This window comes from Bosea sp. Tri-49, from assembly GCF_003952665.1.
GTDB lineage: Bacteria > Pseudomonadota > Alphaproteobacteria > Rhizobiales > Beijerinckiaceae > Allobosea.
Genome location: NZ_CP017946.1, coordinates 5,956,892 through 5,979,816 on the forward strand (window position 1 = coordinate 5,956,892; position 22,925 = coordinate 5,979,816).

At 66.8% G+C, this 22,925-nt stretch carries 22 protein-coding genes; 18 read left to right on the forward strand and 4 right to left on the reverse strand.

All coding sequences use genetic code 11. The annotated features are described in order from the left end of the window. The 5 genes from BLM15_RS28765 to BLM15_RS28785 all read left to right on the forward strand — a co-directional run bounded on the left by BLM15_RS28765 (position 1) and on the right by BLM15_RS28785 (position 4,683). A complete protein-coding gene (locus tag BLM15_RS28765) occupies positions 1–648 on the forward strand; it encodes a thiamine phosphate synthase (RefSeq protein ID WP_126115956.1) in 648 nt (215 codons plus the stop codon). Beyond that, positions 645–1,571 (forward strand): tetratricopeptide repeat protein, encoded by a 927-nt coding sequence (locus tag BLM15_RS28770; RefSeq protein WP_126115957.1) that lies wholly within the window; start codon positions 645–647, stop codon positions 1,569–1,571. Before BLM15_RS28765 ends, BLM15_RS28770 begins: the two co-directional genes overlap by 4 nt. A 100-nt stretch (positions 1,572–1,671) precedes the next feature. Next, positions 1,672–2,460, forward strand: coding sequence for an inositol monophosphatase family protein (locus BLM15_RS28775; protein WP_126115958.1), 789 nt, complete (start codon positions 1,672–1,674; stop codon positions 2,458–2,460). Between the two features lie 86 nt (positions 2,461–2,546). Further along, positions 2,547–3,602, forward strand: a complete 1,056-nt coding sequence (locus tag BLM15_RS28780; RefSeq protein WP_126115959.1) for a MotA/TolQ/ExbB proton channel family protein — start codon at positions 2,547–2,549, stop codon at positions 3,600–3,602. Between the two features lie 64 nt (positions 3,603–3,666). Next, positions 3,667–4,683: a peptidoglycan -binding protein gene (locus BLM15_RS28785; RefSeq protein WP_126115960.1), complete on the forward strand. Its 1,017-nt coding sequence runs from the start codon at positions 3,667–3,669 to the stop codon at positions 4,681–4,683. A 23-nt stretch (positions 4,684–4,706) separates the two neighbouring features. Here the strand turns inward: BLM15_RS28785 and BLM15_RS28790 are convergent, their stop codons facing one another. After that, positions 4,707–5,099, reverse strand: coding sequence for a VOC family protein (locus BLM15_RS28790; protein ID WP_269467522.1), 393 nt, complete (start codon positions 5,097–5,099; stop codon positions 4,707–4,709). After that, a complete protein-coding gene (locus BLM15_RS28795) occupies positions 5,059–5,403 on the reverse strand; it encodes an ArsR/SmtB family transcription factor (protein ID WP_126115961.1) in 345 nt (114 codons plus the stop codon). The genes BLM15_RS28790 and BLM15_RS28795 overlap by 41 nt, the downstream gene beginning before the upstream one ends. A 144-nt stretch (positions 5,404–5,547) precedes the next feature. Here BLM15_RS28795 and BLM15_RS28800 point away from each other — a divergent pair, with 144 nt between their 5' ends. From BLM15_RS28800 to BLM15_RS28820, 5 genes are all read left to right on the forward strand, one after another. Continuing rightward, on the forward strand, positions 5,548–6,078 hold the full coding sequence (locus BLM15_RS28800) for a dihydrofolate reductase family protein (protein ID WP_126115962.1): 531 nt from the start codon (positions 5,548–5,550) through the stop codon (positions 6,076–6,078). A gap of 211 nt (positions 6,079–6,289) precedes the next feature. Beyond that, positions 6,290–7,033 (forward strand): glucosamine-6-phosphate deaminase, encoded by a 744-nt coding sequence (locus BLM15_RS28805; RefSeq protein WP_126115963.1) that lies wholly within the window; start codon positions 6,290–6,292, stop codon positions 7,031–7,033. Positions 7,034–7,039: 6 nt separating this feature from the next. Beyond that, a complete protein-coding gene (locus tag BLM15_RS28810) occupies positions 7,040–8,062 on the forward strand; it encodes an N-acetylglucosamine-6-phosphate deacetylase (protein ID WP_126115964.1) in 1,023 nt (340 codons plus the stop codon). Positions 8,063–8,100: 38 nt separating this feature from the next. Further along, positions 8,101–9,291, forward strand: a complete 1,191-nt coding sequence (locus BLM15_RS28815) for an ABC transporter substrate-binding protein (RefSeq protein WP_126115965.1) — start codon at positions 8,101–8,103, stop codon at positions 9,289–9,291. Positions 9,292–9,591: 300 nt separating this feature from the next. Then, the gene (locus tag BLM15_RS28820) at positions 9,592–11,316 is read left to right on the forward strand and encodes an ankyrin repeat domain-containing protein (RefSeq protein ID WP_126115966.1); all 1,725 of its coding nucleotides are present in this window, start codon (positions 9,592–9,594) and stop codon (positions 11,314–11,316) included. Here BLM15_RS28820 and BLM15_RS28825 read toward each other — a convergent pair whose 3' ends face one another. Further along, positions 11,317–13,095, reverse strand: a complete 1,779-nt coding sequence (locus tag BLM15_RS28825; RefSeq protein WP_126115967.1) for an ABC transporter transmembrane domain-containing protein — start codon at positions 13,093–13,095, stop codon at positions 11,317–11,319. A 146-nt stretch (positions 13,096–13,241) separates the two neighbouring features. Between BLM15_RS28825 and rpmE the strand changes: the two genes are divergently transcribed. The 8 genes from rpmE to fba all read left to right on the forward strand — a co-directional run bounded on the left by rpmE (position 13,242) and on the right by fba (position 20,689). Continuing rightward, on the forward strand, positions 13,242–13,475 hold the full coding sequence (rpmE, locus tag BLM15_RS28830; RefSeq protein ID WP_066471911.1) for a 50S ribosomal protein L31: 234 nt from the start codon (positions 13,242–13,244) through the stop codon (positions 13,473–13,475). Positions 13,476–13,783: 308 nt separating this feature from the next. Further along, entirely contained in the window at positions 13,784–15,787 is a 2,004-nt protein-coding gene (tkt, locus tag BLM15_RS28835) for a transketolase (protein WP_126115968.1), read from the forward strand. 109 nt (positions 15,788–15,896) lie between these two features. Next, complete coding sequence (gene gap / locus BLM15_RS28840) at positions 15,897–16,907, forward strand: type I glyceraldehyde-3-phosphate dehydrogenase (RefSeq protein WP_126115969.1); 1,011 nt, start codon at positions 15,897–15,899, stop codon at positions 16,905–16,907. A gap of 70 nt (positions 16,908–16,977) precedes the next feature. Continuing rightward, positions 16,978–17,442: a hypothetical protein gene (locus BLM15_RS28845; protein ID WP_126115970.1), complete on the forward strand. Its 465-nt coding sequence runs from the start codon at positions 16,978–16,980 to the stop codon at positions 17,440–17,442. Continuing rightward, complete coding sequence (locus tag BLM15_RS28850) at positions 17,439–18,008, forward strand: putative glycolipid-binding domain-containing protein (protein ID WP_126115971.1); 570 nt, start codon at positions 17,439–17,441, stop codon at positions 18,006–18,008. The genes BLM15_RS28845 and BLM15_RS28850 overlap by 4 nt, the downstream gene beginning before the upstream one ends. Before the next feature lie 11 nt (positions 18,009–18,019). Then, entirely contained in the window at positions 18,020–19,213 is a 1,194-nt protein-coding gene (locus tag BLM15_RS28855; RefSeq protein WP_126115972.1) for a phosphoglycerate kinase, read from the forward strand. Between the two features lie 78 nt (positions 19,214–19,291). Further along, on the forward strand, positions 19,292–19,513 hold the full coding sequence (locus BLM15_RS28860) for a hypothetical protein (RefSeq protein ID WP_126115973.1): 222 nt from the start codon (positions 19,292–19,294) through the stop codon (positions 19,511–19,513). Between the two features lie 93 nt (positions 19,514–19,606). Beyond that, positions 19,607–20,689, forward strand: a complete 1,083-nt coding sequence (fba, locus tag BLM15_RS28865) for a class II fructose-bisphosphate aldolase (RefSeq protein ID WP_126115974.1) — start codon at positions 19,607–19,609, stop codon at positions 20,687–20,689. A gap of 193 nt (positions 20,690–20,882) precedes the next feature. Here fba and BLM15_RS28870 read toward each other — a convergent pair whose 3' ends face one another. Beyond that, entirely contained in the window at positions 20,883–22,886 is a 2,004-nt protein-coding gene (locus tag BLM15_RS28870; protein ID WP_126115975.1) for a PhoX family protein, read from the reverse strand. Between the last annotated feature and the right edge of the window lie 39 nt (positions 22,887–22,925).

Here is a 22,925-nt window from a genome sequence, read left to right on the forward strand (position 1 = left end):
ATGAACCTGCCCCGCACCCGCCTGATGCTCGTCACGCCGCCGATCCTGGATCCCGGCGCGATCACCTTTCGCTTGATGCAGGCCTTCGCCGGCGGCGATGTCGCCGCCGTGCTGCTTCGGCTCGCGCCCGGCGACGAGCGCAGCCTGACCGAACGGGTCAAGGCGCTGGCCTCGCCGGTGCAGGCGCAGAACGTCGCTCTGGTGGTCGAGGCGTCGGCCCAGGTCGCCAGCCGCGGCGGCGCCGACGGAGTCCATTTGACTCAAGGGGCCGAAGCCATCGCCGATGCCCGCTCCAGCCTGAAGCAGGAGCGCATCATCGGGGCAGGGGGACTGCGCTCGCGCCATGACGCCATGGATATGGGCGAGGCCGGCGTCGACTATGTCATGTTCGGCGAGCCGCGGCCGGACGGCTCGCTCCCGCCGCTGCCGGCGGTGATCGAGCGCGCCTCCTGGTGGGCCGAAATCTTCGAGACGCCCTGCATCGCCTATTGTCCGGACGCCGATTCCGTTCCGACCCTGATCGAGACTGGCGCCGAATTCGTCGCCCTCGGCGAATGGGTGTTCGCCGAGGGCGTCGACATCCGTGCCGCGGTCGCCGAGGCCGATGCTGCGATCACGGCCCAGCACGCCCGCAGGACGGCGCGATGAGGCTTGCGCTCGCCGCGCTCGCCTTGACGCTTGCCCTACCGGCCGCCGCGGCGGGGTCGGTGCCCGACCTCGCTTACGGCGCCTATCAGGCCGGACATTACCGGCGGGCGCAGGCGGAGGCCCTGAAGCGGCTCGAGGCCGATCCGAACGATGCAGCGGCGATGACGCTGCTCGGCGAGATCTATCGCCAGGGCCTCGGTGTCCGTGGCGACGCCAAGGCCGCAGCCGACTGGTACCGGTTCGCAGCCGACAAGGGCGATGTCAGCGCCATGTTTGCGCTCGCCATGGCGATGCTGGAAGGACGCGGCCTGCCGCGCGACCCGAAGACGGCCGGCGTCCTGCTTGAGAAGGCCGCCGCCGCCAGCCACCCGGCCGCCAACTACAATCTCGCCATCGCGCTGCTTGCGACCGGTAAGCCGCAGGATGATCAGCGGGCCATAGGTTGTCTCAGGGTTGCAGCCGCGGCCGATCTCGGCGACGCCCAGCATGCGCTCTCCATCCTCTACAAGATGGGCCGCGGTGTGCCGCAGGATGACGGGATGGCAGCCGAGTGGATGGGCAAGGCGGCGGCCAACGGGCTGATCGCCGGCGAGGTCGAGTACGCGATCATGCTGTTCAACGGCGATGGCGTCGCCAAGGACGAGCGCGCCGCGGTGAAGCTTTTCATCCGCGCCGCCAACAAGGGCAACGCCATCGCCCAGAACCGATTGGCCAAGCTCTACCAGTTCGGCCGCGCTATCTCGCCAGACCTCTCGGAAGCTGCCGCCTGGCACCTCGCAGCGCGCGCGCAGGGCCTCTCCGATGCCACGCTCGACCAGGTTCTGGAGCGGCTTTCGCCGGAGCAACGCGCCCGCGCCGCCCGCCTTGCTGCCGACCGGATCGAGGCCACGGCCTTGACGACGCCGAGCCAACCGAGCAAGTGACGGCGCGAATTCGCGCCGCGCAGCCGGCGCTGCCCGACGACTGCCGCTCTTTGATAGTCCGTTCCATTCTGCCGCGCTTCGAGCGCCGGAGGTTTTGATAATGATCCGCTCGCCCCTGATGACCGTGATGACCGATGCCGTGATGAAGGCGTCACGTTCGCTGAAGCGCGATTTCGGCGAGGTCGAGAACCTGCAGGTCCTGGCCAAGGGACCCGGCGATTTCGTCTCCAAGGCCGACCACAAGGCCGAGGAGATTCTGCACGCGGCGCTGGAGAAGGCGCGGCCGGGCTACGGCTTCGTCATGGAAGAGAGCGGCGTCGTCGTTGGCACCGACGAGAGCAATCGCTGGCATGTCGACCCGCTCGACGGCACCCACAACTTCCTGCGGGGCATCCCGCACTGGAACATCTCGGTGGCGCTGGAGCGCGACAACCAGTTCATCGCCGGCGTGGTCTACGACGCCGCCAAGGACGAGCTCTTCATCGCCGAGAAGGGCAAGGGCGCCTATGTCAACAACCGCCGCATGCGCGTCTCCGGCCGCCGCGAATCGCCGGACATGCTGATCGGCATGGGCGTGCCGCATATCGGCAAGGGCGGGCACCCGCTCTTCCTCAAGGAGCTCGGCGCTGTGATGAGCCGCTTCGCCAATGTCCGACGCATGGGCTCGGCCGCGCTCGACATCGCCTATGTCGCCGCCGGCCGCATGGATGCCTATTGGGAACGCGGCCTCAACACCTGGGATTTCGGCGCCGCTGCGGTGATGGTGCGCGAGGCGGGCGGCACTTTCGGCACACTTGACGGCAAGCAGCCGACATCGGCCAAGGACGTGATCTGCGGCAACGAGGCCGGCGAGCCGGCGTTGCGCGCAGTCCTCAAGACCGTGGTTTGATTGCGAGAAGCCTGTTTTCGGCTTGATCCCGGCGTGGCGGGAGGCGACAGTCGCCGCCGCGACGAAACCGGATCGGATGAGCAGGCATGGCCAATGACGAGGCGGCCCCGGAGGTCCCGCCGCTGGAGAATCCGGCGCAGGGAATCTTGGCGACGGCAACGCACAGGCCGCAGACCTTCCGATTTTCCCGCCCGCTGCGCTACGTCCTACGCGCGCTGATCTTCCTCGCGCTGATCGGCTTCCTCGTCTACATCCTGCACGCCAACCTCGTCACCGCGGTCATGGCCAATCCCGGCCTCAACGGCCTGATCCTCGGCGCGCTCGCTGTCGGCGTGCTGATCACGCTGCGCGAGCTCTGGCGTATCGATAGCGAGGCGCGCGCCGCCACCCGTCTCACCGCCAACCCGGCGGGCGTGGCGATCCGGCGCAATCAGGTGATCAGCCCGCTCGGCGCCGTGCTGCCGGCGCTGGAGCGTCGCACGCTCGCCCCGGCCCAGGCTGCGACGCTGCTCGAATCGATTGCGGTCCGGCTCGACGATGGGCGCGAGGTACTGCGCTATATCGCCGGACTTCTGGTCTTTCTCGGCCTGCTCGGTACGTTCTGGGGCCTGCTCGACACCATCTCGTCGATCGGCACCGTCATCAAGAGCCTGCGCACTGGCGCGGAGGCTGGCGTGCTCTTCGACGAGCTCAAGACGGGTCTCGCCGCGCCGCTCGCCGGTATGGCCCTGTCCTTCTCCGCCTCGCTGTTCGGCATTGCGGGCGCGGTCCTGCTCGGCTTTCTCGATCTTCAGCTCGGCCAGGCGCAGCGCCGCTTCCGCAATGAACTCGAGGACTATCTCGGCTCCGCCACAGCGAACTCCGCGACGATCCCGCTGGCGATGCCGGCCGCCGGTCCCACCTCCGGCGATGTCGTGGTCGAGCGCCTCGACAAGCTCCAGGCGGCGATGCAGGACGGGACCAACAACCGCGCTGCGACACAGGCGCTCGCCAATCTCGCCGAGGGCATCCAGGGCCTGGTCCAGCATATGCGCTCCGAGCAGCAATTGATCCGCGACTGGGTCGAGGCGCAGGCGGCACGCGAGAAGGATTTGAAGCGCCTGATCGAGCGTCTCGCCGCCGAACGCGTCGGTGAGTCATGAGCCTGCCATGGTGCTGCGGCATCGCAGGTGCTGATCGCCAGGACGGCTGAGAGGAAAGCTGAGCATGGCCCTGTCGCGCGCGCATCGCCGGGAAGAGGTGAATTTCTGGCCAGGCTTCGTCGACGCGCTTTCGACGATGCTGATCGGCATCGTCTTCCTGCTCTCGGTCTTCGTCCTCGGCCAGTTCTTCCTGTCGCAGGAAATCAGCGGCCGGGACACGGTGCTCGACCGACTGAACCGCCAAATCTCCGAGCTTAGCGACCTGCTCGCCCTCGAGCGGTCGACCGGCAAGGAGGCCAAGGATTCGCTCGCTTTGCTGCAATCCTCGCTGACGAGCGAACAGGCTGAGCGCATACGCGTGCAGGGCCTGCTCGATTCCTCGAACAAGAATGCGCCGGCCCAGCTGGCCGACACGCAGAAGGCGCTCGATACCGAAAAACAGCTCTCCGCCAAGGCTCAGGCGACCGTCGAGATGGTCAACCAGCAGATCGTCGCCATGCGCCGCCAGCTTGCGGCGCTGGAGGAGGCGATCGGCGCGGCCGAGGCCAAGGACAAGGAATCGCAGACGCGCATCTCCGAGCTCGGCTCGCGCCTCAACGTCGCGCTGGCCCAGCGCGTGCAGGAGTTGGCGCGCTATCGCTCCGACTTCTTCGGCCGCCTGCGCCAGGTGCTCGGCACCCGCCCCGATATTCGCGTCGTCGGCGACCGCTTCGTCTTCCAGTCCGAGGTCTTCTTCGACGCCGGCCAGGCCGTGCTGAAGCCGGAAGGGCGCGGCGAGCTCGACAAGCTCGGGGCCATCATCGTCGATCTCGGCCGAGAAATGCCGCCGGACCTGCCCTGGATCCTGCGGGTCGACGGCCATACCGACAACCGGCCGATCCGTTCGGCACAGTTCCCCTCGAACTGGAACCTGTCGACCGCGCGCGCCGTCGCCGTGGTCGAGTATCTGGTCAGCAAGGGCATCCCGGCGGACCGCATCGCCGCGACCGGCTTCGGCGAGTTCCAGCCCCTCGACGTCGCGAACAACGATGAGGCGTACCGCCGCAACCGCAGGATCGAGTTCAAGATCACCGAGCGGTGAGGGGCCGCTTCAGCGGCCGGCCCTCAATGCCGCTGGGCGATCTGGATCAGGTTGCCGCAGGTGTCATCGAAGACTGCGGTAGTGACCGGGCCGAGATGGACCGGCGGCTGGGTGAAGGCGACGCCGAGCGCCGAAAGTCTCGCATGCTCGGCATGGACGTCCTCGATCCCGAACGAGGTCGCCGGGATGCCGTCGGTGACCAGTGCGGTTTTCCAAGGCTGGGCCGCCGGATGCTCGTCCGGCTCGAGCAGGAGCTCGACGCCATCGGGATCGCCAGGTGAGGTCAGGGTCAGCCAGCGATGCTGGCCCATCGGGATGTCGTGCTTCAGCTCGAAGCCGAGAATGTCGCGGTAGAAGCGCAGTGCCTTGTCCTGGTCATCGACCAGCAGGCTCGTCACGACGATCTTGATCGGCATTCGTCTTCTCCCTCTCCGGCGGCTCGGCCAGAGGCCGCATCCACACATCCCACATCTGCCGCAGCGGCGAGCGTTCGAGGAAATGGTGCTTGCTGCGCCAGCGCCATTCGGTGCGGACCAGGCCGGCCTCCTCCAGCAGCTGCAGATGCTTCGACAGGGCTTGCCGGGAGAGGCCTGCCCCATGCCAGCTGACCAGGCGGACATGCAATTCGAACAGCGTCTGGCCGTCCCGCTCCCTGAGCTCGCCCAGCATTCGGCGGCGCGTCGGATCGGCCAGCGCCCGGAAGAGGCGGTCGAGGTCCATGGGCTGTTGCTAACATGCTGGCTCCTGTCATGCAATAATCTGGTTGCATGACGGGAGCATGGGCGCGACGGGTGCGGATCGTGCCTCCTGTCACGTCCACCGGACGTTTGCGCTATCCTGAAGCTGCAATGGAGGTCTTGCAGCATGGCGAAGCTCGTCTTCGGAATGAACCAGTCCCTGGACGGTTATGTCGATCACCAGGAAATGCAAACCGGCCCCCAGCTCTTTCGTCACTGGATCGAGCACGTGCGCGACCTGGCTGGCAGTGTGTACGGTCGCCGCATGTACGAGATCATGCGCTATTGGGATGACGACGATCCTGAGTGGGACGCGGAGCGACGCGACTTCGCGACGGCATGGCGGAGCCAACCAAAATGGGTCGTGTCGCGCTCGTTGAAGTCTGTCGGCCCCAACGCCACGCTTGTCGAGGACGACCTCGAGGCGGTGGTCCGTGGGCTGAAGGCTCGACTTGCTGGAGAAATCGCGGTCTCCGGACCTGCCCTGGCGCAAAGCCTGACCAACCTTGGCCTCATCGATGAGTATCGACTCTATCTGCACCCCGTCGCGCTGGGGCGCGGCACACCATTCTTCGCCGGCCCGCGGCCGCCGCTTCGCCTTGTGGCCAGCGATCGAGTTGGCGAGGACGTGATCAGGTTGACATACGTTCCTGCGTGATCGCGCGACTCGCATCGCCGCCGCTCATAGGCAAACGCCCGTAGGATGAGCCTGAGCGGCCGCGCAAACCTATGCGCGTAAATCCCGCGAAAAGCGGTGGCGTGCCATGCCTTTGCGAGGGGGGCAACGCCTCATGTCCGTGCTAGCATGATGACTGGTATGGTAGTATACCACGCAAAAATAGCCGCACATTTGGCGGACAGGGAGCAGCATGATCGATATCCGCATCACCCCTGATAAGAACGAGCTCGGCCGGCAGGCGGCAGCGCTAGGCGCCGAGACGATCCGTGCTGCGATTGCCCGCCATGGCGAGGCGACGATCATCGTCGCCACCGGCGCGAGCCAGTTCGAGATGCTGCAGAACCTCGTCGCGGCCGAGGGCATCGACTGGTCGAAGGTCACCGCCTTCCATCTCGACGAATATGTCGGCCTGCCGGAAAGCCACCCGGCGAGCTTCCGCGGTTATCTGAAAGAGCGCTTCCTAGCGCCGCTCGCGGTCAAGCCGGCCTTCGTTCCGGTCAATGGTGAGGGCGATCCCACCGCCGAGACGAAGCGCCTCAATGCTTTGATCGCCGGGCGGCGCATCGATCTTTGCTTCGCCGGTTTCGGCGAGAACTGCCATCTCGCCTTCAATGATCCGCCTGCCGATTTCGAGACGAACGAGCCTTATATCGTCGTCACCCTCGACGAGGCCTGCCGGAACCAGCAATTCGGCGAGGGCTGGTTCGAGAGCCTCAAGGCGGTGCCGGAGCAGGCGATCTCGATGAGTATCCGCCAGATCCTGAAGAGCGAGCTGATCATCCTGTCGGTACCGGACACCCGCAAGGCGCAGGCGGTGAAGGATGCCCTCGAAGGCGAGATCACGCCGCTGCACCCGGCCTCGATCCTTCAGCGCCATCCCAACACGGTGCTGTTCCTCGATCCGCCGGCCGCCTCGCTGCTGAAAAAGGGTTGAGGGCAGATGCCCGTCTCGCCCGGCCTCGTCGACCTCCAGATCAACGGCTTCGCCGGTGTCGATTTCAATGATCCGGCGATCACGGCGGCCGATCTCGACCGAGCGCTGGAGGCGATGCTGGCGACCGGCGTCACGCACTGTCTGCCGACGATCATTACCGCCCATCCGCATGAGCTCATCGAGCGGTTCTGGGCGCTGGATGAAGCCGTCGCTGGGAGCCGGCTCGGGCCATTGATGTGCCCGGGCTATCATCTCGAAGGCCCGTTCCTGAACCCGGCGCCCGGCTATCACGGCTGCCACCCGCCCCAGGCAATGACGGCGGCACGGCCGGAGCTGATCGCTGAGGTCGAGCGCGGCCTGTCGCGGCCGATCCTGATGGTGACGCTCGCCGCCGAGCGCGAAGGCGCGGTCGCCCTGACGAAGGTGCTGGCGGACGCCGGCAAGATCGTCGCCATCGGGCATTCGGCGGCCGATTTCGATCAGGTCTCGGCCGCGGCCGATGCGGGCTTGTCGCTCTCGACCCATCTCGGCAATGGCCTGCCGCAGACGCTGCACAAGCTCGCCAATCCGATCTTCGCCCAGCTCGCCGAGGACCGGCTGATGGCCGGCTTCATCGCCGACGGCATCCATGTCCACCCCAGGGCACTCGCCGCGCTGATCCGGGCCAAGGGCTTCGAGCGCTCGATCCTGGTGACCGATGCGGTGGTGGCCGCCGCCGCGCCGGTCGGTCGCTATCATTTCGCCGGCATGGCCGTCGATCGCATGCCGGATGGCTCGGTCCGGCAGGAAGCGGGCCTGCTCGCCGGCTCGGCGCTCTGCCTGGATGAGGCGGTGCGCAATGTCGTCGCCTGGTGCATCGCGACGCCGGAGCAGGCCTTTGCCATGGCGGGAAGCCACGCGCTCGCCGCGATCCGGCCGGCGCTCGAGACGCATGGCATCGCGCTTGCGGAGGGCGAGGTCGAGTGGTCGGATGATCTTTTCGTCCGGCGGGTTCGCCTCGCCGATCAGGAACGTCGCTACGACGCATGAGTGCCGCTGGAACGGCGCAATAACAAGAGGGGAAGGCAATGACCAAGCATCTTCATGGCATCGACCGCCGCACCGTGCTCGGCGGCCTCGGCGCGCTTGCCGCCGGCGGCCCGGCGCTTGCCGCTTCGCCGCCGCTGCCGACCAGCCCGGTCGTGATCAGCGTCATGGATGTCGGCGGCGCGCTCGCGCTGATGCAGAAGGCCTTCGAGGACTACCGCGCTGCCAATCCCAAGCTGGTCTCGCGCATCGCCTTCGTGAAGGCGCCGGCGCCCGAGCTCGCCAGCAAGCTCAAGGCGCAGCAGGATGCCGGCAAGGTCGATCTCGACCTGATCCTGACCGGCAGTGACGGCCTTGCCGCCGGCCTCGACCAGAAGCTCTGGCAGAAGATCCTGCCCGACTTTGCTGACAAGTTCCCGAACATCGAGGCCAATTACGAGCCGGCGGCGCTCAACCTGCACAAGGTGCAGGGCGATGGCTTCGGCGTCGTCGTCAACTACTATCCCTCCGGCCCGTTGCTCGAATACATGCCGGACCGGGTCAAGAGCCCGCCGACCACGGCCGAGGAGCTCCTCGCCTGGGCCAAGGCCAACCCGAACAAGTTCATGTATGCCCGCCCGACCAATTCCGGCCCGGGCCGCACCTTCATGATGGGGCTGCCCTACATCCTCGGCGACAAGGACCCGCAGGACCCAGTCGGCGGCTGGGACAAGACCTGGGCTTATCTGCAGGAGCTTGGCCAGTACATCGAGTACTATCCGGCCGGCACTGGCGCGACGATGAAGGAGTTCGGCGACGGCTCGCGCGACATCATCATCTCGACCACTGGCTGGGACATCAATCCGCGGGCGCTCGGCATCGTGCCGAAGGAAGCCAAGATCCAGACGCTGAAGGGCTTCCACTGGGTCTCGGACGCCTTCTTCATGTGCGTGCCCAAGGGCCTGCCCAATGACCGGCTCGCCGTGGTGCTCGACATCATGGCGCATGTGCTGACGCCGAAGATGCAGGCCTATTCCTATGACGAGGGCTATCTTTATCCGGGCCCGGCGGTGAAGAACGTGCCGCTCTCGCTGGCGCCGGAGGCGAGCCAGAAGGTCATCGCCGAATTCGGCCGACCGGAATATGCCGACCTGATCGCCAACAACCCGATCGAGCTGCCGCTGAAGCCCGACAAGATGGTCGTCGCCTTCAGGAAGTGGGACGAGCTGGTGGGGGCGAAGCGGGCGAAGTGAGGCAAGTCGTCATTCTCGGGCGGCGCATCGCGCCGACCCGAGAACCTCAGGACGAGAGGGCGCCAATGGGAGGCTCTTCCGGCATGAGATGCTCGGGTCAAGCCCGAGCATGACGTCGAGATAGATGCCAGCGATTGACTCCACCGCCACCATGCGCTTTTCATCGCCGCAGAGCGCATGGGGCGCCACCAGTCCGCGGCAAGGGAGCCTGCTCCCACCCATATCTGAGCGACGACATCGCATCATCGCTTTCTTCCGGCCTGTCGAGCGGACATCAGGCTTTCCTCGGAAGGAAGACCCATGTCTGATCCCACCCGCGAACTCACGTCCCGTTCGACCCTCGAGACCATCCGCCGCCAGGCCAAGCGCTGGCTGAAAGAGATCGAGGCCGGCGATGGCGAAGCGATCGCCCGTTTCCGCAAGCTGATCCCGAACCATGCCGGCGCGGCCAAGCTGCGCGAGGTCCAGTATGCGCTCGCCCGCGACTATGGGCTGGCGAACTGGGCGGCGCTGAAGCAGGAGCTCGCCGCGCGCGAGGCTGCGGCGCGCGGCCATGCCGCGCTCGTCGCGCTGTTCCTGGAGAAATCGGCGCTGCGCTACGGCGTCAGGCCCGGCACGCAAAGCTGGGGCGAGTACGAGGCCGACCGCCCGGCGCGCGGCGCGCTGGCGCAGCACCTGCTCGAACGCCATCCGGAGATCGCCGGCGACAGCATCCACACCGCCGTCGCTGCGCACGATCTCGAAGCCGTTCGTGCCTTCCTCGGCAGGGATGGGGCGCTCGCTGACAAGCCGAGCGATTTCGACGGCTGGACACCTCTGGTTCGTCTCGCCTTCAGCCGCCTGCCGAACGAGGCGCTGTCACGCAACGCCGTCGCGATCGCGCAGCTCCTGCTCGACCATGACGCCGACCCGAACGCTCTGTTCAGCGACGGCAGCAACCACTTCACCCCTTTGACCGGCGTCATCGGCGGCGGCGAGGGCAACCAGCCACCGCATCCGCAGGCCAAAGCGCTGGCGCGGCTGCTGATCGCCTGCGGCGCCGATCCGCTCAACGGCCAGGCGCTCTACAACTCGTCGCTCGGTGCCGACGATGTCTCCTGGCTCGACCTGCTCTGGAGCGAGACGGAGAAGCGCGGGGAGGGCGCGCGCTGGCACGAGCCCGTGCGCGAATTGCCTGCGCCGCCGCTCGACTATCTGCTCGGCAACGCCGTGCCGCGCCAGCCGAAACGTGCCGCCTGGCTCCTCGCCCATGGCGCCCGGGCCCAGACGGTCAACGCCTATTCGAAGCAGAGCCTGGTCAAACAGGCCATGCTCGATGGCCGGAGCGATCTCGTTCGCCTGCTGGTCGAGAATGGCGCGAGCCCGGTCGAACTCGGCGGACAGGAAGCGTTCACCGCGGCGGTCGCGCGTGGCGACGAGACCGAGGCGCGCCGGCTGCTCGACGGTAATCCGGATTTCCGGCTCGCCCCGGCTCCGCTGCTCGTCGCGATCCGGCAAGGCAAGCCGGAGATCGCGACGCTGGCGCTGCGTCTTGGCGTCTCGCCGGATGCAGGGACCCGCGACGGCGTCCGCGCCTTGCACGAGGCGGCGGGCAGTGATGCGATCGAGATCGTCGCGCTGCTAGTCGATGCGGGTGCCGAGATTGATCCGATCGAGCGTCGCTATGGCTCGACCCCGCTCGGCTGGGCCCGCCATCAGGGTGCAAGCGCCGCGCAGATCTATCTCGCCTCGCGCAGCCGCGACATCGAAGCCCTGTGCGAGGCCGGCGAGATCGAGCGGCTGGAGATTCTGTTCGCCAGGGAGCCGGCGCTCGCCAATGCGCCCGCCCGCTCGGGCGAGCCGCCGCTGTTCTGCCTGCCGGACGACGACACCAGCGCCTGCGATCTCGTCGAATTCCTGCTGGCGGCAGGGGCCGACCCGGCTGCGCGGAACAAGCAGGAACTGACGCCCGCGCAGGCGGCGCGCAAGCGAGGCCTGCTGGATGCCGCTACGCTGCTGGAAGCGGCTCTCCAGCCGGTAGGCTGACTAGGCCGCCTCCAGCCCGAACTGGAGTGCGGCGAGGCGCGCATAGAGCCCGCCCTTGGCGACGAGGGCGGCATGCGTGCCTTCCTCGACCACCCGCCCGTCCTCCATCACCAGGATACGATCGGCGGAGAGGATGGTGGCGAGCCGGTGGGCGACGACCAGCGTGGTCCGCCCCTGCATCAGCCGGTCGAGCGCGTCCTGCACGGCGCGCTCGCTTTCCGAATCGAGCGCCGAGGTCGCCTCGTCGAGCAGCAGGATCGGCGCGTCCTTCAGCACGGCGCGCGCAATGGCAAGCCGCTGGCGCTGGCCGCCTGATAAAGTGACGCCGCGCTCGCCGATGACGGTGTCGTAACCATCGGGCAAAGCGCGGATGAAGCCGTCGGCGGCGGCGAGCTGCGCGGCTTCCTCGATTTGTGCGCGGGTCGCGCCGGGACGGCCATAGGCGATGTTGTCGGCGACCGAGACGCCGAACACGGTCGGCTCTTGCGGCACCAGCGCAAAGCGGCTGCGCCACTCGGTCGGATCGGCCTCCGGCCCGGCGACGCCGTCGACAACGACGCGGCCGGCGAAGGGGTCGTAGAAGCGCAGCGCCAATTGCAGCACCGTGCTCTTGCCGGCGCCGGATGGGCCAACCAGCGCGACCCGCTCGCCCGGCTTGATCGTGAGGTCGAGATCGGCGAGCGCGAGGTTGCTGCGGCCGGGATAGCGGAACGAGACGCCGTCGAAGGCGAGGGCGCCGACCGGCGGTGTGGGCAATGCCTTGGGATGGGGCGGGGCTGAAATCGCCGGCTTGGTCGCGAGGATCTCGCCGAGCCGTCCGGCAGCGCCGGCTGCAGCCGAGATGTCGCCATAGACTTCCGAGAGCTGGCCGAGCGAGCTCGCCGCCAGCACGGCGTAGAGCACGAACTGCGACAGGCGCCCGCCGCTCATCCGTCCGGCGAAGACCTCGGTCGCGCCCACCCAGAGCACCAGCACGACGCTGGCCGAGACCAGGAAGATCGCGATGCCGGAGAGCCAGGCGCGCGAGGCCGTTGCATCGCGCGAGGCGGCATAGGCGCCGTCCGATGCGCCCTGGAAGCGCTGCGTCGTCTCGCGCTCGGCGCCGAAGGATTGCATCGTCCGGATCGCGCCGATCGCCTCGGCGGCGAAGGCAGAGGCGTCGGCGAGCCGGTCCTGCGCGGCGCGGGCGCGCTTGCGCACGCTGCGACCGGAGAAGACCAGCGGCAGCACGATCAGCGGGATCGCTCCGATGACGATCGCCGAGAGCTGCGGGCTGGTGAAAATCATCATCGCCAGCGCGCCGAGGAACATGATCCCGTTGCGCAGCGCGATCGAGGCGGTCGAGGCGAAGGTCGACTTGATCTGCGTGGTGTCGGCGGTCAGGCGCGAGACCAGATCGCCGGCCCGGCTGGCATCAAAGAAGGCCGGCTCGAGCCGGGTCAGGTGCCGGAAGACGTCGGCGCGCAGCTCCGAGACGACGCGCTCGCCGACCGTCATCACAAGATAGAATCGGGCCGAGCTCGCCAGCGCCAGGATAGCGACGACCCCGATCAGGATTGCGAAATAGGAATTCGCCAGCTGCTGCTCGCCACCGGAGAAGCCGACATCGATGACGCGTCTCACCGCCATGGGCAGTGCCAGCGTCGCCACCGAGGCGACGATCAGCGCGACGAGCGCGATGGCGATCCGTTGCTTCTGCGCCAGCGCGTAGGGCCAGAACGAGCGCAGCGCGCTGAAATCCGGCCGCGCCTTTTGGTCTTCCTTGGTCTCGTTCGCCACGCTTACCTATCCCGAAAAGCTTGCACCGTCGCTGCGGCTGCGCTATGGGCACCCGACTTCACGACAGGCTCATACGAATTGTTCGAAGAGCCGGCGATGTGCGCCGAGTTCCGGCCACCCGCTTTTCGACAATTGAGGATTTCGCCATGAAGACCGGCATTCATCCCGACTACCACACCATCAAGGTCGTCATGACCGATGGCACCGAATACTTCACCCGTTCGACGCTGGGCAAGGAGGGCGACACCCTCAACCTCGACATCGACCCGAAGACCCACCCGGCCTGGACCGGCGGCACCCAGCATATGCTGGACCGTGGCGGCCGCGTCTCGCGCTTCAACTCGCGTTTCGGCGCGCTGGGCGCCCTCGGCAAGAAGTAATCCGCGTTTTCGCAGCCCTTTCGGGCTTGCGACCGCAACAGGAAAGCCCGGCCTCGCGGCCGGGCTTTTTGCGTGGATGGCGACGATCGGCCGCGGCCCGTTCCTCCATCATTCCGGCTTGGCGGTACGGCGCGGGCAAATCCACCGCGGCGCAATGCACTCCAAGACGGTCCGTAGGCCGCTTCAGGCGAATTGACTCAGCTTGAGCCGGCAGCCTATCGAACGCGCGACCTTTTTCACAAGTTCGCTGCTCGCCCCCGGCCAGCTCCGGCGCGCGAGTCTCGTTCCCGCCTCGCCGGAGAGACTTCATGACGACGCCCGCGATCGACCGCGCTTTGCACGAGCGGCTCGCCAACGCCATCCGCTCCCTCACCATGGATGGCGTCGAGCAGGCGAAGTCCGGCCATCCTGGCCTGCCGATGGGCGCGGCCGATGTCGCGACCGTGCTGTTCACCCGCATCCTGAAATATGATGCGGCCGAGCCGCGCTGGCCCGACCGCGATCGCTTCGTGCTCTCGGCCGGCCATGGCTCGATGCTGATCTACGCGCTGCTCTATCTCACCGGCACGCCGGGCCTGGAGCTCGACGACCTCAAGAAGTTCCGCCAGCTCGAATCGAAGACGCCGGGCCATCCCGAGAACTTCATGACCCCCGGCGTCGAGACCACGACCGGCCCGCTCGGCCAGGGGCTCGCCACCGCCGTCGGCATGGCGATGGCCGAGCGCATGCTCGCCGCCGAGTTCGGCAAGAAGCTGGTTGACCACAAGACCTATGTGCTCGCCTCCGACGGCGACCTGATGGAGGGCATCAGCCAGGAGGCGATCGCGCTCGCCGGCCATCAGAAGCTGAACAAGCTGATCGTGCTCTGGGACGACAATGGCATCTCGATCGACGGGCCGCTCTCCATCTCCGACTCGGTCGACCAGCTCGCCCGCTTCAAGGCCTGCGGCTGGAAGGCCGAGCGCGTCGACGGGCATGATCCCGATGCGATCGAGGCGGCAATCCGCCGCGCCCAGAAGTCGAACAAGCCGACCCTGATCGCCTGCAAGACCGTGATCGGCTTCGGCGCGCCGAAGAAGGCCGGCACCTCCAAGGCGCATGGCGAGCCGCTCGGCGCCGAGGAACTCGCCGCTGCCAAGAAGGCACTCGGCATCACCGGCGGGCCGTTCGAGGTTGCCGCCGATGTGCTCAAGGCCTGGCGCGGCTTTGGCGCGACCGGCTTCGCCGAGCGCAAGGCCTGGAACGCGCGCCTTGCGGCGACCTCCGGGCGCAACCGCGGCGAGTTCGAGCGTCGCCTCGCCCACACCGTGCCGGCCAAGCTCGCCAAGACGCTGGTCGCCCACAAGAAGGCGCTGGCCGCGAGCCCTGTCACGGTCGCGACCCGCAAGGCGTCCGAACTGGCACTGGATGTGATCGTGCCGGTAATGCCGGAGCTGGTCTCGGGCTCGGCCGACCTGACGCCCTCCAACAACACCCGCGCCAAGGGCTTCGAGGACTTCACGCCGAAGACCCCCAAGGGCCGCTATGTTCGCTATGGCATCCGTGAGCACGGCATGGCCGCGGCGATGAACGGCATCACGCTGCATGGCGGCTTCCGCACCGCCGGAGGCACCTTCCTGGTCTTCGCCGATTATGCCCGCCCGTCGATGCGGCTCGCCGCGCTGATGGGGCTGCCGGTGGTCTATGTCATGACCCATGATTCGATCGGCCTCGGTGAGGACGGCCCGACCCACCAGCCGATCGAGCAGATCGCTTCGCTGCGGGCGATGCCGAACATGCGTGTGCTGCGCCCGGCCGATGCGATCGAGACGGCGGAGGCCTGGCAGATCGCGCTGGAGCGCACCGATGGACCGACCGTGCTGGCGCTCTCGCGCCAGAACCTGACGCCGGTCCGCACCGACGGCACGGCGACCAATCGCTCGGCCAAGGGCGCCTATGAGCTTTTGGCAGCCGAAGGCGGCAAGGCGCAGGTTTCGCTCTTCGCCTCGGGCTCCGAGGTCGAGATCGCGGTCGCTGCCCGCAAGCTGTTGGCCGAGAAGGGCATTCGCGCCCGCGTCGTCTCGGTGCCCTCGCTCGAAGCGCTGCTGGAGCAGGACGAGGCGACCAAGGCTGCGATCATCGGCGAGGCGCCGATCAAGATCGCGGTCGAGGCGGCCGTGCGCTTCGGCTGGGATGGCGTGATCGGCGCCGATGGCGGCTTCGTCGGCATGTCCTCCTTCGGGGCGAGCGCGCCCTACAAGGAGGTCTACAAGCATTTCGGCATCACGCCGGAGGCGGTGGCCGAGGCGGCGATCAAGCGTCACAATGGCTGAGCTTCCTTGAAATTTTTAAGGCCTGCCCTTGCGTTCCGCCATGGTTTGGCCGATTTGCCCGCGTGAATGACGCCGGCTCTGCTGGCGAATGGCGAAGGAGAGGATTGAGATGACGGTCAAGGTGGCGATCAACGGCTTCGGTCGTATCGGACGCAACGTGCTGCGCGCGATCATCGAGTCGAAGCGCAAGGACATCGAGGTCGTGGCGATCAACGATCTCGGCCCGGTCGAGACCAACGCCCATCTCTTCCGCTTCGACTCCGTGCATGGCCGCTTTCCCGGCACGGTTACCGTCTCCGGCGACACGATCGATGTCGGCCGCGGCCCGATCAAGGTGACCGCGATCCGCGATCCCAAGGACCTGCCGCACAAGGCGCTCGGCGTCGACATCGCGCTGGAATGCACCGGCATCTTCACCACCCGCGACAAGGCGGCGGCCCATCTCGCGGCTGGCGCCAAGCGCGTGCTGGTCTCGGCCCCTTGCGACGGCGCCGACCTGACGGTCGTCTTCGGCGTCAACAACGAGGCCCTGACCAAGGACCACATCGTCGTCTCGAACGCCTCCTGCACCACCAACTGCCTGGCCCCGGTGGTCAGGGTGCTGCATGACGCCGTCGGCATCGACAAGGGCTTCATGACCACGATCCATGCCTATACCGGCGACCAGCCGACGCTGGATACGATGCACAAGGATCTCTATCGTGGCCGCGCCGCGGCGATGTCGATGATTCCGACCTCGACCGGCGCCGCCAAGGCGATCGGCCTCGTCATTCCCGAACTCAAGGGCCGGCTCGACGGCACCTCGATCCGCGTGCCGACGCCGAACGTCTCGGTCGTCGACTTCAAGTTCATCGCGAAGCGCAAGACCACGGTCGAGAAGATCAATGAGGCCATCATCAAGGCGAGCAAGCGCGGCGCGCTGAAGGGCATCCTTGCCGTCACCGACCAGCCCAACGTCTCGATCGACTTTAACCATGATCCGGCCTCGTCGACCTTTGCGCTCGACCAGACCAAGGTCATGGACGAGAAGTTCGTCCGCATCCTCACCTGGTACGACAATGAGTGGGGCTTCTCGAATCGCATGAGCGACACTGCTGTCGCCATGGCGAAGCTGATCTGACCCACACTCCTGCTGCGGCCGCACCTGCCGGGTGCGGCCGCGTCAACACCGCCGAGGAACGGACCGCGCAATGAACAAGATCGAGCCGACCGTCGTCGCGTCAACCACGCCTGCCGAGGCCGTCATCGTGCCGCCCGCCCCAAGCATGGCCGAGATTGCCGCATCGCGCGTTGCCGAGGCGAAGCCGGCTGAGCCGCTCGCGGCCAGCGACCCGCGCAAGCTCGACCAGCTCTCCCGGATCGAGGACAAGGCAGCGCGGATCGAAGAGAAGTTCGCGCGCTACGAGGCGGTGCTGACCCGCGCCGAGGCCTCGCTCGATCGCAGCGCCCAGAAGGTCGAGCTCGCCGCCGGCACCATGGACTTCGCCGGCCTGCGCGAGGAACTCTCGGCGCTGCGCCAGCGCGTCAGCGCGACGCCGCGCTTCGGGGCTCTGCTGCTCACCGGCATCGTCACGGCGATCCTGACCGTCATCCTGACGGTGATCGTGCTGAAGAGCGGCGTTCCCGGCGTGTTGCCACCGATCCTGCCGCGATGAGCTTCCGCCCGACCGCCGAACTCGCGGGCGGGCGCAATGTCCGCTGGCGGGCACTGGAAGGCGACGGGCTCGAACATCTCACACTCCGGACAGATGCGAACGGTTTTCGCGCCGAGGCCGCGCTGATCGGCGAGCGCGAAGGACGGCGCTTCGGCGCGACCTATCGGATCGACTGCGATCCTGATTTCATGGTCCGCGCTTTCGAGATAACGACGACCGATGGCCGTGGTCTCGCCATGACGCGGCGCGACGGCGCCTGGCACGACAGCGCGCGCGGCCATCTGCCGGCCTTCGACGGCTGCATCGATATCGACCTCTCCGCTACGCCCTTCACCAACACGCTGCCGATCCGCCGCTGCTCCTGGCAGCCGGGCCAGCAGCGGCGCATCGCCATGCTGTTCGTGCCCTTCGACAGCTTCGAGCCCTTCGTCACCGAGCAGGTCTACACCTGCCTTGCACCGAGGCTCTTCCGGTTCGAGACGGCCGATGGCAGTTTCACCGCCGAGCTTCCGGTCGACGAGGATGGCCTCGTCATGGATTATCCCAGCCTGTTTCAACGCCTGTAAGAGAGCCCTCCATGCCCGCTTTCCGCACCCTCGACGACGCCGATCTCGCCGGCAAGCGCGTCCTCGTCCGTGTCGATCTCAACGTGCCGATGGAGGAAGGCAGGGTCAGCGATACCACTCGCATCGACCGCATCCTGCCGACGATCCGCGAGATCGCGCAGAAGGGCGGCAAGGTCATCCTGCTGGCGCATTTCGGCCGGCCGAAGGGCCGCGACGAGAAGAACAGCCTGCGGCAGGTCGTGCCGGCGCTGGCCCATGCGCTCGGCCAGCCGGTTATCTTCGTTGGCGACTGCATCGGCACGGAGGCGCCGAAGGCGATCGCCGCCGCCAAGAACGGCGAGATCCTGCTGCTCGAGAATACCCGCTTCCACGCTGGCGACGAGGCGAACGACCCTGAATTCGTCAAGGCGCTCGCCGCCAATGGCGACCTCTATGTCAACGACGCCTTCTCGGCCGCCCACCGCGCCCATGCCTCAACGGAAGGGTTGGCGCATCTGCTGCCGGCCTATGCCGGGCGCACCATGCAGGCTGAGCTTGAGGCGCTTTCGGCCGGTCTCGACAATCCGGCACGGCCGGTGATGGCGATCGTCGGCGGTGCCAAGGTCTCGACCAAGCTCGAGCTGCTCGGCAACCTCGTCAAGAAGGTCGACGTGCTCGCCATCGGCGGCGGCATGGCCAATACCTTCCTCGCCGCGCGCGGCATCAATGTCGGCAAGTCGCTCTGCGAGCACGATCTCGCCGCTACCGCCCGCGAGATCGAGGAAAAGGCCAGGGCTGCCGGCTGCGAGATCATTCTGCCGGTCGATGCGCTGGTGGCGCGCGAGTTCAGGGCCAACCCCGGCCATCGCGTCGTCTCGATCAACGAGGTCGGGCCGGATGAGATGATCCTCGATGCCGGCCCGCTCAGCATCGCCGAGGTCGTGCTCAAGCTCAACACCGTGAAGACCGTGGTCTGGAACGGGCCGTTCGGCGCCTTCGAGCTGCCGCCCTTCGACACGGCGACGGTCGCGGTGGCGCAGGCGGTGGCGGAGCGTGTCCGCGACGGCAGGCTCGTGGCGGTCGCCGGTGGCGGCGACACGGTCGCGGCGATGAACCATGCCGGTGTTGCCGAGGACCTGACCTACGTCTCGACTGCGGGTGGCGCCTTCCTCGAATGGATGGAAGGCAAGGCCCTGCCGGGCGTCGAGGCGCTGCGGAAGGGGTGAGCAGAGCCGCAGCTTACAGTTGCAGAGTGCAATGTTTATGCTATGTTCTCGTGCATGAGCGAGAACGTGCAGAGCGCGATGTACGAGATCCTGAAGTTCATTCAGGCGAAGCTCGTCGAGCACGACAAGCGCTTCGACTCTGTCGAGAAGCGCTTTGATGAGTTAGGCGATCTCGTGCGCAAGCAGCGCAGGGATACGGCCGGGCTACTTGTTATGGCGAAGTCGGTTACCGGGAACTTCGCTGAGGAATTGGCGGCGATCGAGGAGCGCGTCAGGGTCCTGGAAGCGCGCGGGCGCTGATCGCATTCACGTTTTCCGCCGGTTTCGCTTTGCGTCCGCCACAGTTCGATTCTACACCCTCCGGATAAAGCAGAGCCCAACCGGAGGATCATCGTGGCCCGCATCACGCTTCGCCAATTGCTCGACCATGCAGCCGAGAACGACTACGGCGTTCCGGCCTTCAACATCAACAACATGGAGCAGGCGCTCGCGATCATGGCCGCGGCGGACGCGACGGACGCTCCCGTGATCATCCAGGCCTCGCGCGGCGCGCGCAGCTACGCCAACGACATCATGCTCAAGCACATGATGGACGCCGTCACCGAGATCTATCCGCATATCCCGGTCTGCGTGCATCTCGACCATGGCAACGAGCCAGCGACCTGCATGACCGCGATCCAGGCCGGCTTCACCTCGGTGATGATGGACGGTTCGCTCAAGGCCGACGGCAAGACCCCGGGCGACTGGGACTACAATGTCGGCGTGACCAAGACCGTCACCGAGATGTCCCATCTCGGCGGCATCTCCGTCGAAGGCGAGCTCGGCGTTTTGGGCTCGCTTGAAAGCGGCGAAGGCGAGAAGGAAGACGGCCACGGCTTCGAGGGCAAGCTCAGCCACGACCAACTCCTGACCAACCCGGACGAGGCGGTGAAGTTCGTCGCCGAGACCAAGGTCGATGCGCTCGCCATCGCCATGGGCACCTCGCACGGCGCCTACAAGTTCACGCGCAAGCCCGACGGCGCGATCCTGGCGATGCACGTCATCGAGGAGATCCACAAGAAGCTGCCGAACATGCACCTCGTCATGCACGGCTCCTCCTCGGTGCCGCAGGACCTGCAGGACGTCATCAACCAGTACGGCGGCAAGATGCCCCAGACCTGGGGCGTGCCGGTCGAGGAGATCCAGCGCGGCATCAAGCACGGCGTGCGCAAGATCAACATCGACACCGACAACCGGATGGCGATGACCGGCCAGATCCGCAAGATCCTGTCCGAGAACCCCGGTGAGTTCGATCCGCGCAAATATCTGAAGCCGGCGATGGAGGCGATGACCGCGCTCTGCAAGAAGCGGCTGGAGGAGTTCAACACCGCCGGCCAGGCCTCGAAGATCAAGCGCGTGATCACGCTGGCCGACATGGCCAAGCGCTATGCCAAGGGCGAACTCGATCCGACCTTCGGCGCCAAGAAGGCGGCGTAATTAGCCGCTGAAACCGCCGCATCCGTCATGATCGGGCTTGTCCCGACCATCCACGTCTTCGCTGGTCGCAAGCGGTGTTCAAGACGTGGATGTTCGGGACAAGGCCGAGCATGACGGCAGTGTCGTATGGCCGCCTACAAATAAAACGCCCGGCACTCTGCCGGGCGTTCTCATTTCATGAGACGGTCGGAGATCACACGCCGATCTTGCCGCCGCCCTTCTTGGTGATCGCAACCACCGACGGCCGGACGGGCATATCGGGCTTGAAATCCGGCCAGCGCGTCGAGAGATCCTCGTAATAGGAGCGGCGGCCGAAGGCCGGCCAGTCCGGGCCGTCGTCGCCGGGATGCTGGACCGCGACGAAGGCGGTGGTGTCGTCAGGCGTGAAGCAGGGGCCGCAGAGCTCGGCGCCATGTGGCACGCGGTAGAACAGCTTCGAGGTGCGGCGCGCCTCACCTTCGGTGTCGACCGCCCAGAGCCCGTCCGTGCGCCCGGTCTCGGGAAAGCCATTGCCGTCGGTCGAGATCCAGAGGCGCCCGGCGGAATCGACCACGGCATTGTCGGGCATGCCGAACCAGCCGTTCTTGCTGGTCTCAGTCGAGAAGGTCGCTCCAACCGCCGCGACAGAAGGATCGCCGCATTTCAGCAGGATCTCCCATTTGCCCTTCGTCGCGGTGTGGTCGCCGCCGTCCTCGATGATCTCGACGATATGGCCGAAGGCGTTCTTGGCGCGCGGATTGGCGGCGTCGACCTGGGCGTCGGTGCGGTTCGTGTTGTTGGTCAGCATGACGTAGACGCGGCCGGTGACTGGATTGGGCGTGATGTCCTCGGGCCTGTCCATCTTGGTCGCGCCGAGCAGGTCGCCGGCGCGGCGCGTCTCGATCAGCACGTCGGCCTGGCTCTGGAAGCCGTTCGCCGCCGTCAGCGGCCCCTGGCCGAAGAGCAGCGGCAGCCAGGCGACGCCGCCATCAGCGTCGAAGCGGGCGACATAGAGCGTGCCGGCGTCGAAAAGGTCCATGTTGGCGGCGCGGTTGTTGGGGTCGAAGCGGCCGGCGGTCACGAACTTGTAGACGTAGTCGAAGCGCTCATCGTCGCCGAGATAGACCGCGACCTGACCGTTCTTCGCGACGATGTTGTCGGCGCCTTCATGCTTGAAGCGGCCGAGCGCCGTGCGCTTCTTCGGAACCGAATTCGGATCGAGCGGGTCAACCTCGACGATCCAGCCGAAACGATTCGCTTCGTTGGGGTCCTTGGCGAGGTCGAAGCGCTCCTCGAAACGTCCCCAGGCATAGGGCGCGGACGGAATGGCCATGCGCTTGTAGTTAGCCTCCTCGCGATGGCCGTCCGGCAGCTTGCCGGAGAAATAACCGTGCACGTTCTCCTCGCCGGTGACGAAGGTGCCCCAGGGCGTCAGCGCGCCGGCGCAGTTGTTGATCGTGCCGAAGACTTTCTTGCCGCTCGCGTCGGCGTTGGTCTTGACGCGATCGGAGCCGGCGACGGGACCTGAGAGCTGCATCTCGGTCGCCACGGTGATGCGGCGATTGTACTTCGAATCCTTCACCAGCGCCCACTTGCCGTCGGTCTTGCGGATTTCGGCGACGGTCGCGCCATGCGCCATCGCCTCGATCTCGAAACGCTCCTTGGTCGCGTTCTTCATCACCGGCTTGCCGTCCTTCATCTCGACGACGCCAGGGAACATCAGATGCGGGTTGGTGTATTCGTGGTTGACGAAGAGCAGGCCGTGGGCCGAGGGGTCGGCCGCGCCGGGCATCGGCGTGTAGCCGACGAAGTCGTTGTTGTAGCCGAACTGCCTGGACTGGGCTTCGGCCGTCTGCTTGGCCGGGTCGAATTCCGGCGCACCGGCAACGATCGGATCGCCCCAGCGTAGCAGCACGTCGGCCTGATAGCCTTCCGCGACATGGTGGTCGGCGTCGACCCCGGCCTCGACCTCCTTGAAGCTGAAGGCGGAGCCCTTCGCCTGGGCCCTGGCCTCCTCGGCGGTCGCCAGCGCGGCCGCGCCAACCGTCGCCGAGATGGCGGAGACGGCGAGCGCGCCCTTGAGCAGGCCGCGACGCGAGAAGCGCAGGCCGATCAGTTCGCCCATGGTCGGATTGGCGGACAGGTTCTGCGGCGGTGCGTCGTCATGCTCGAGCATGCTGGCGCCGAAAGTAGATTCGTACTGGGTCTCTTCGGTCATGACCGGCCCCTCCTGTCACCCAAGCTAGAATGACTCAAA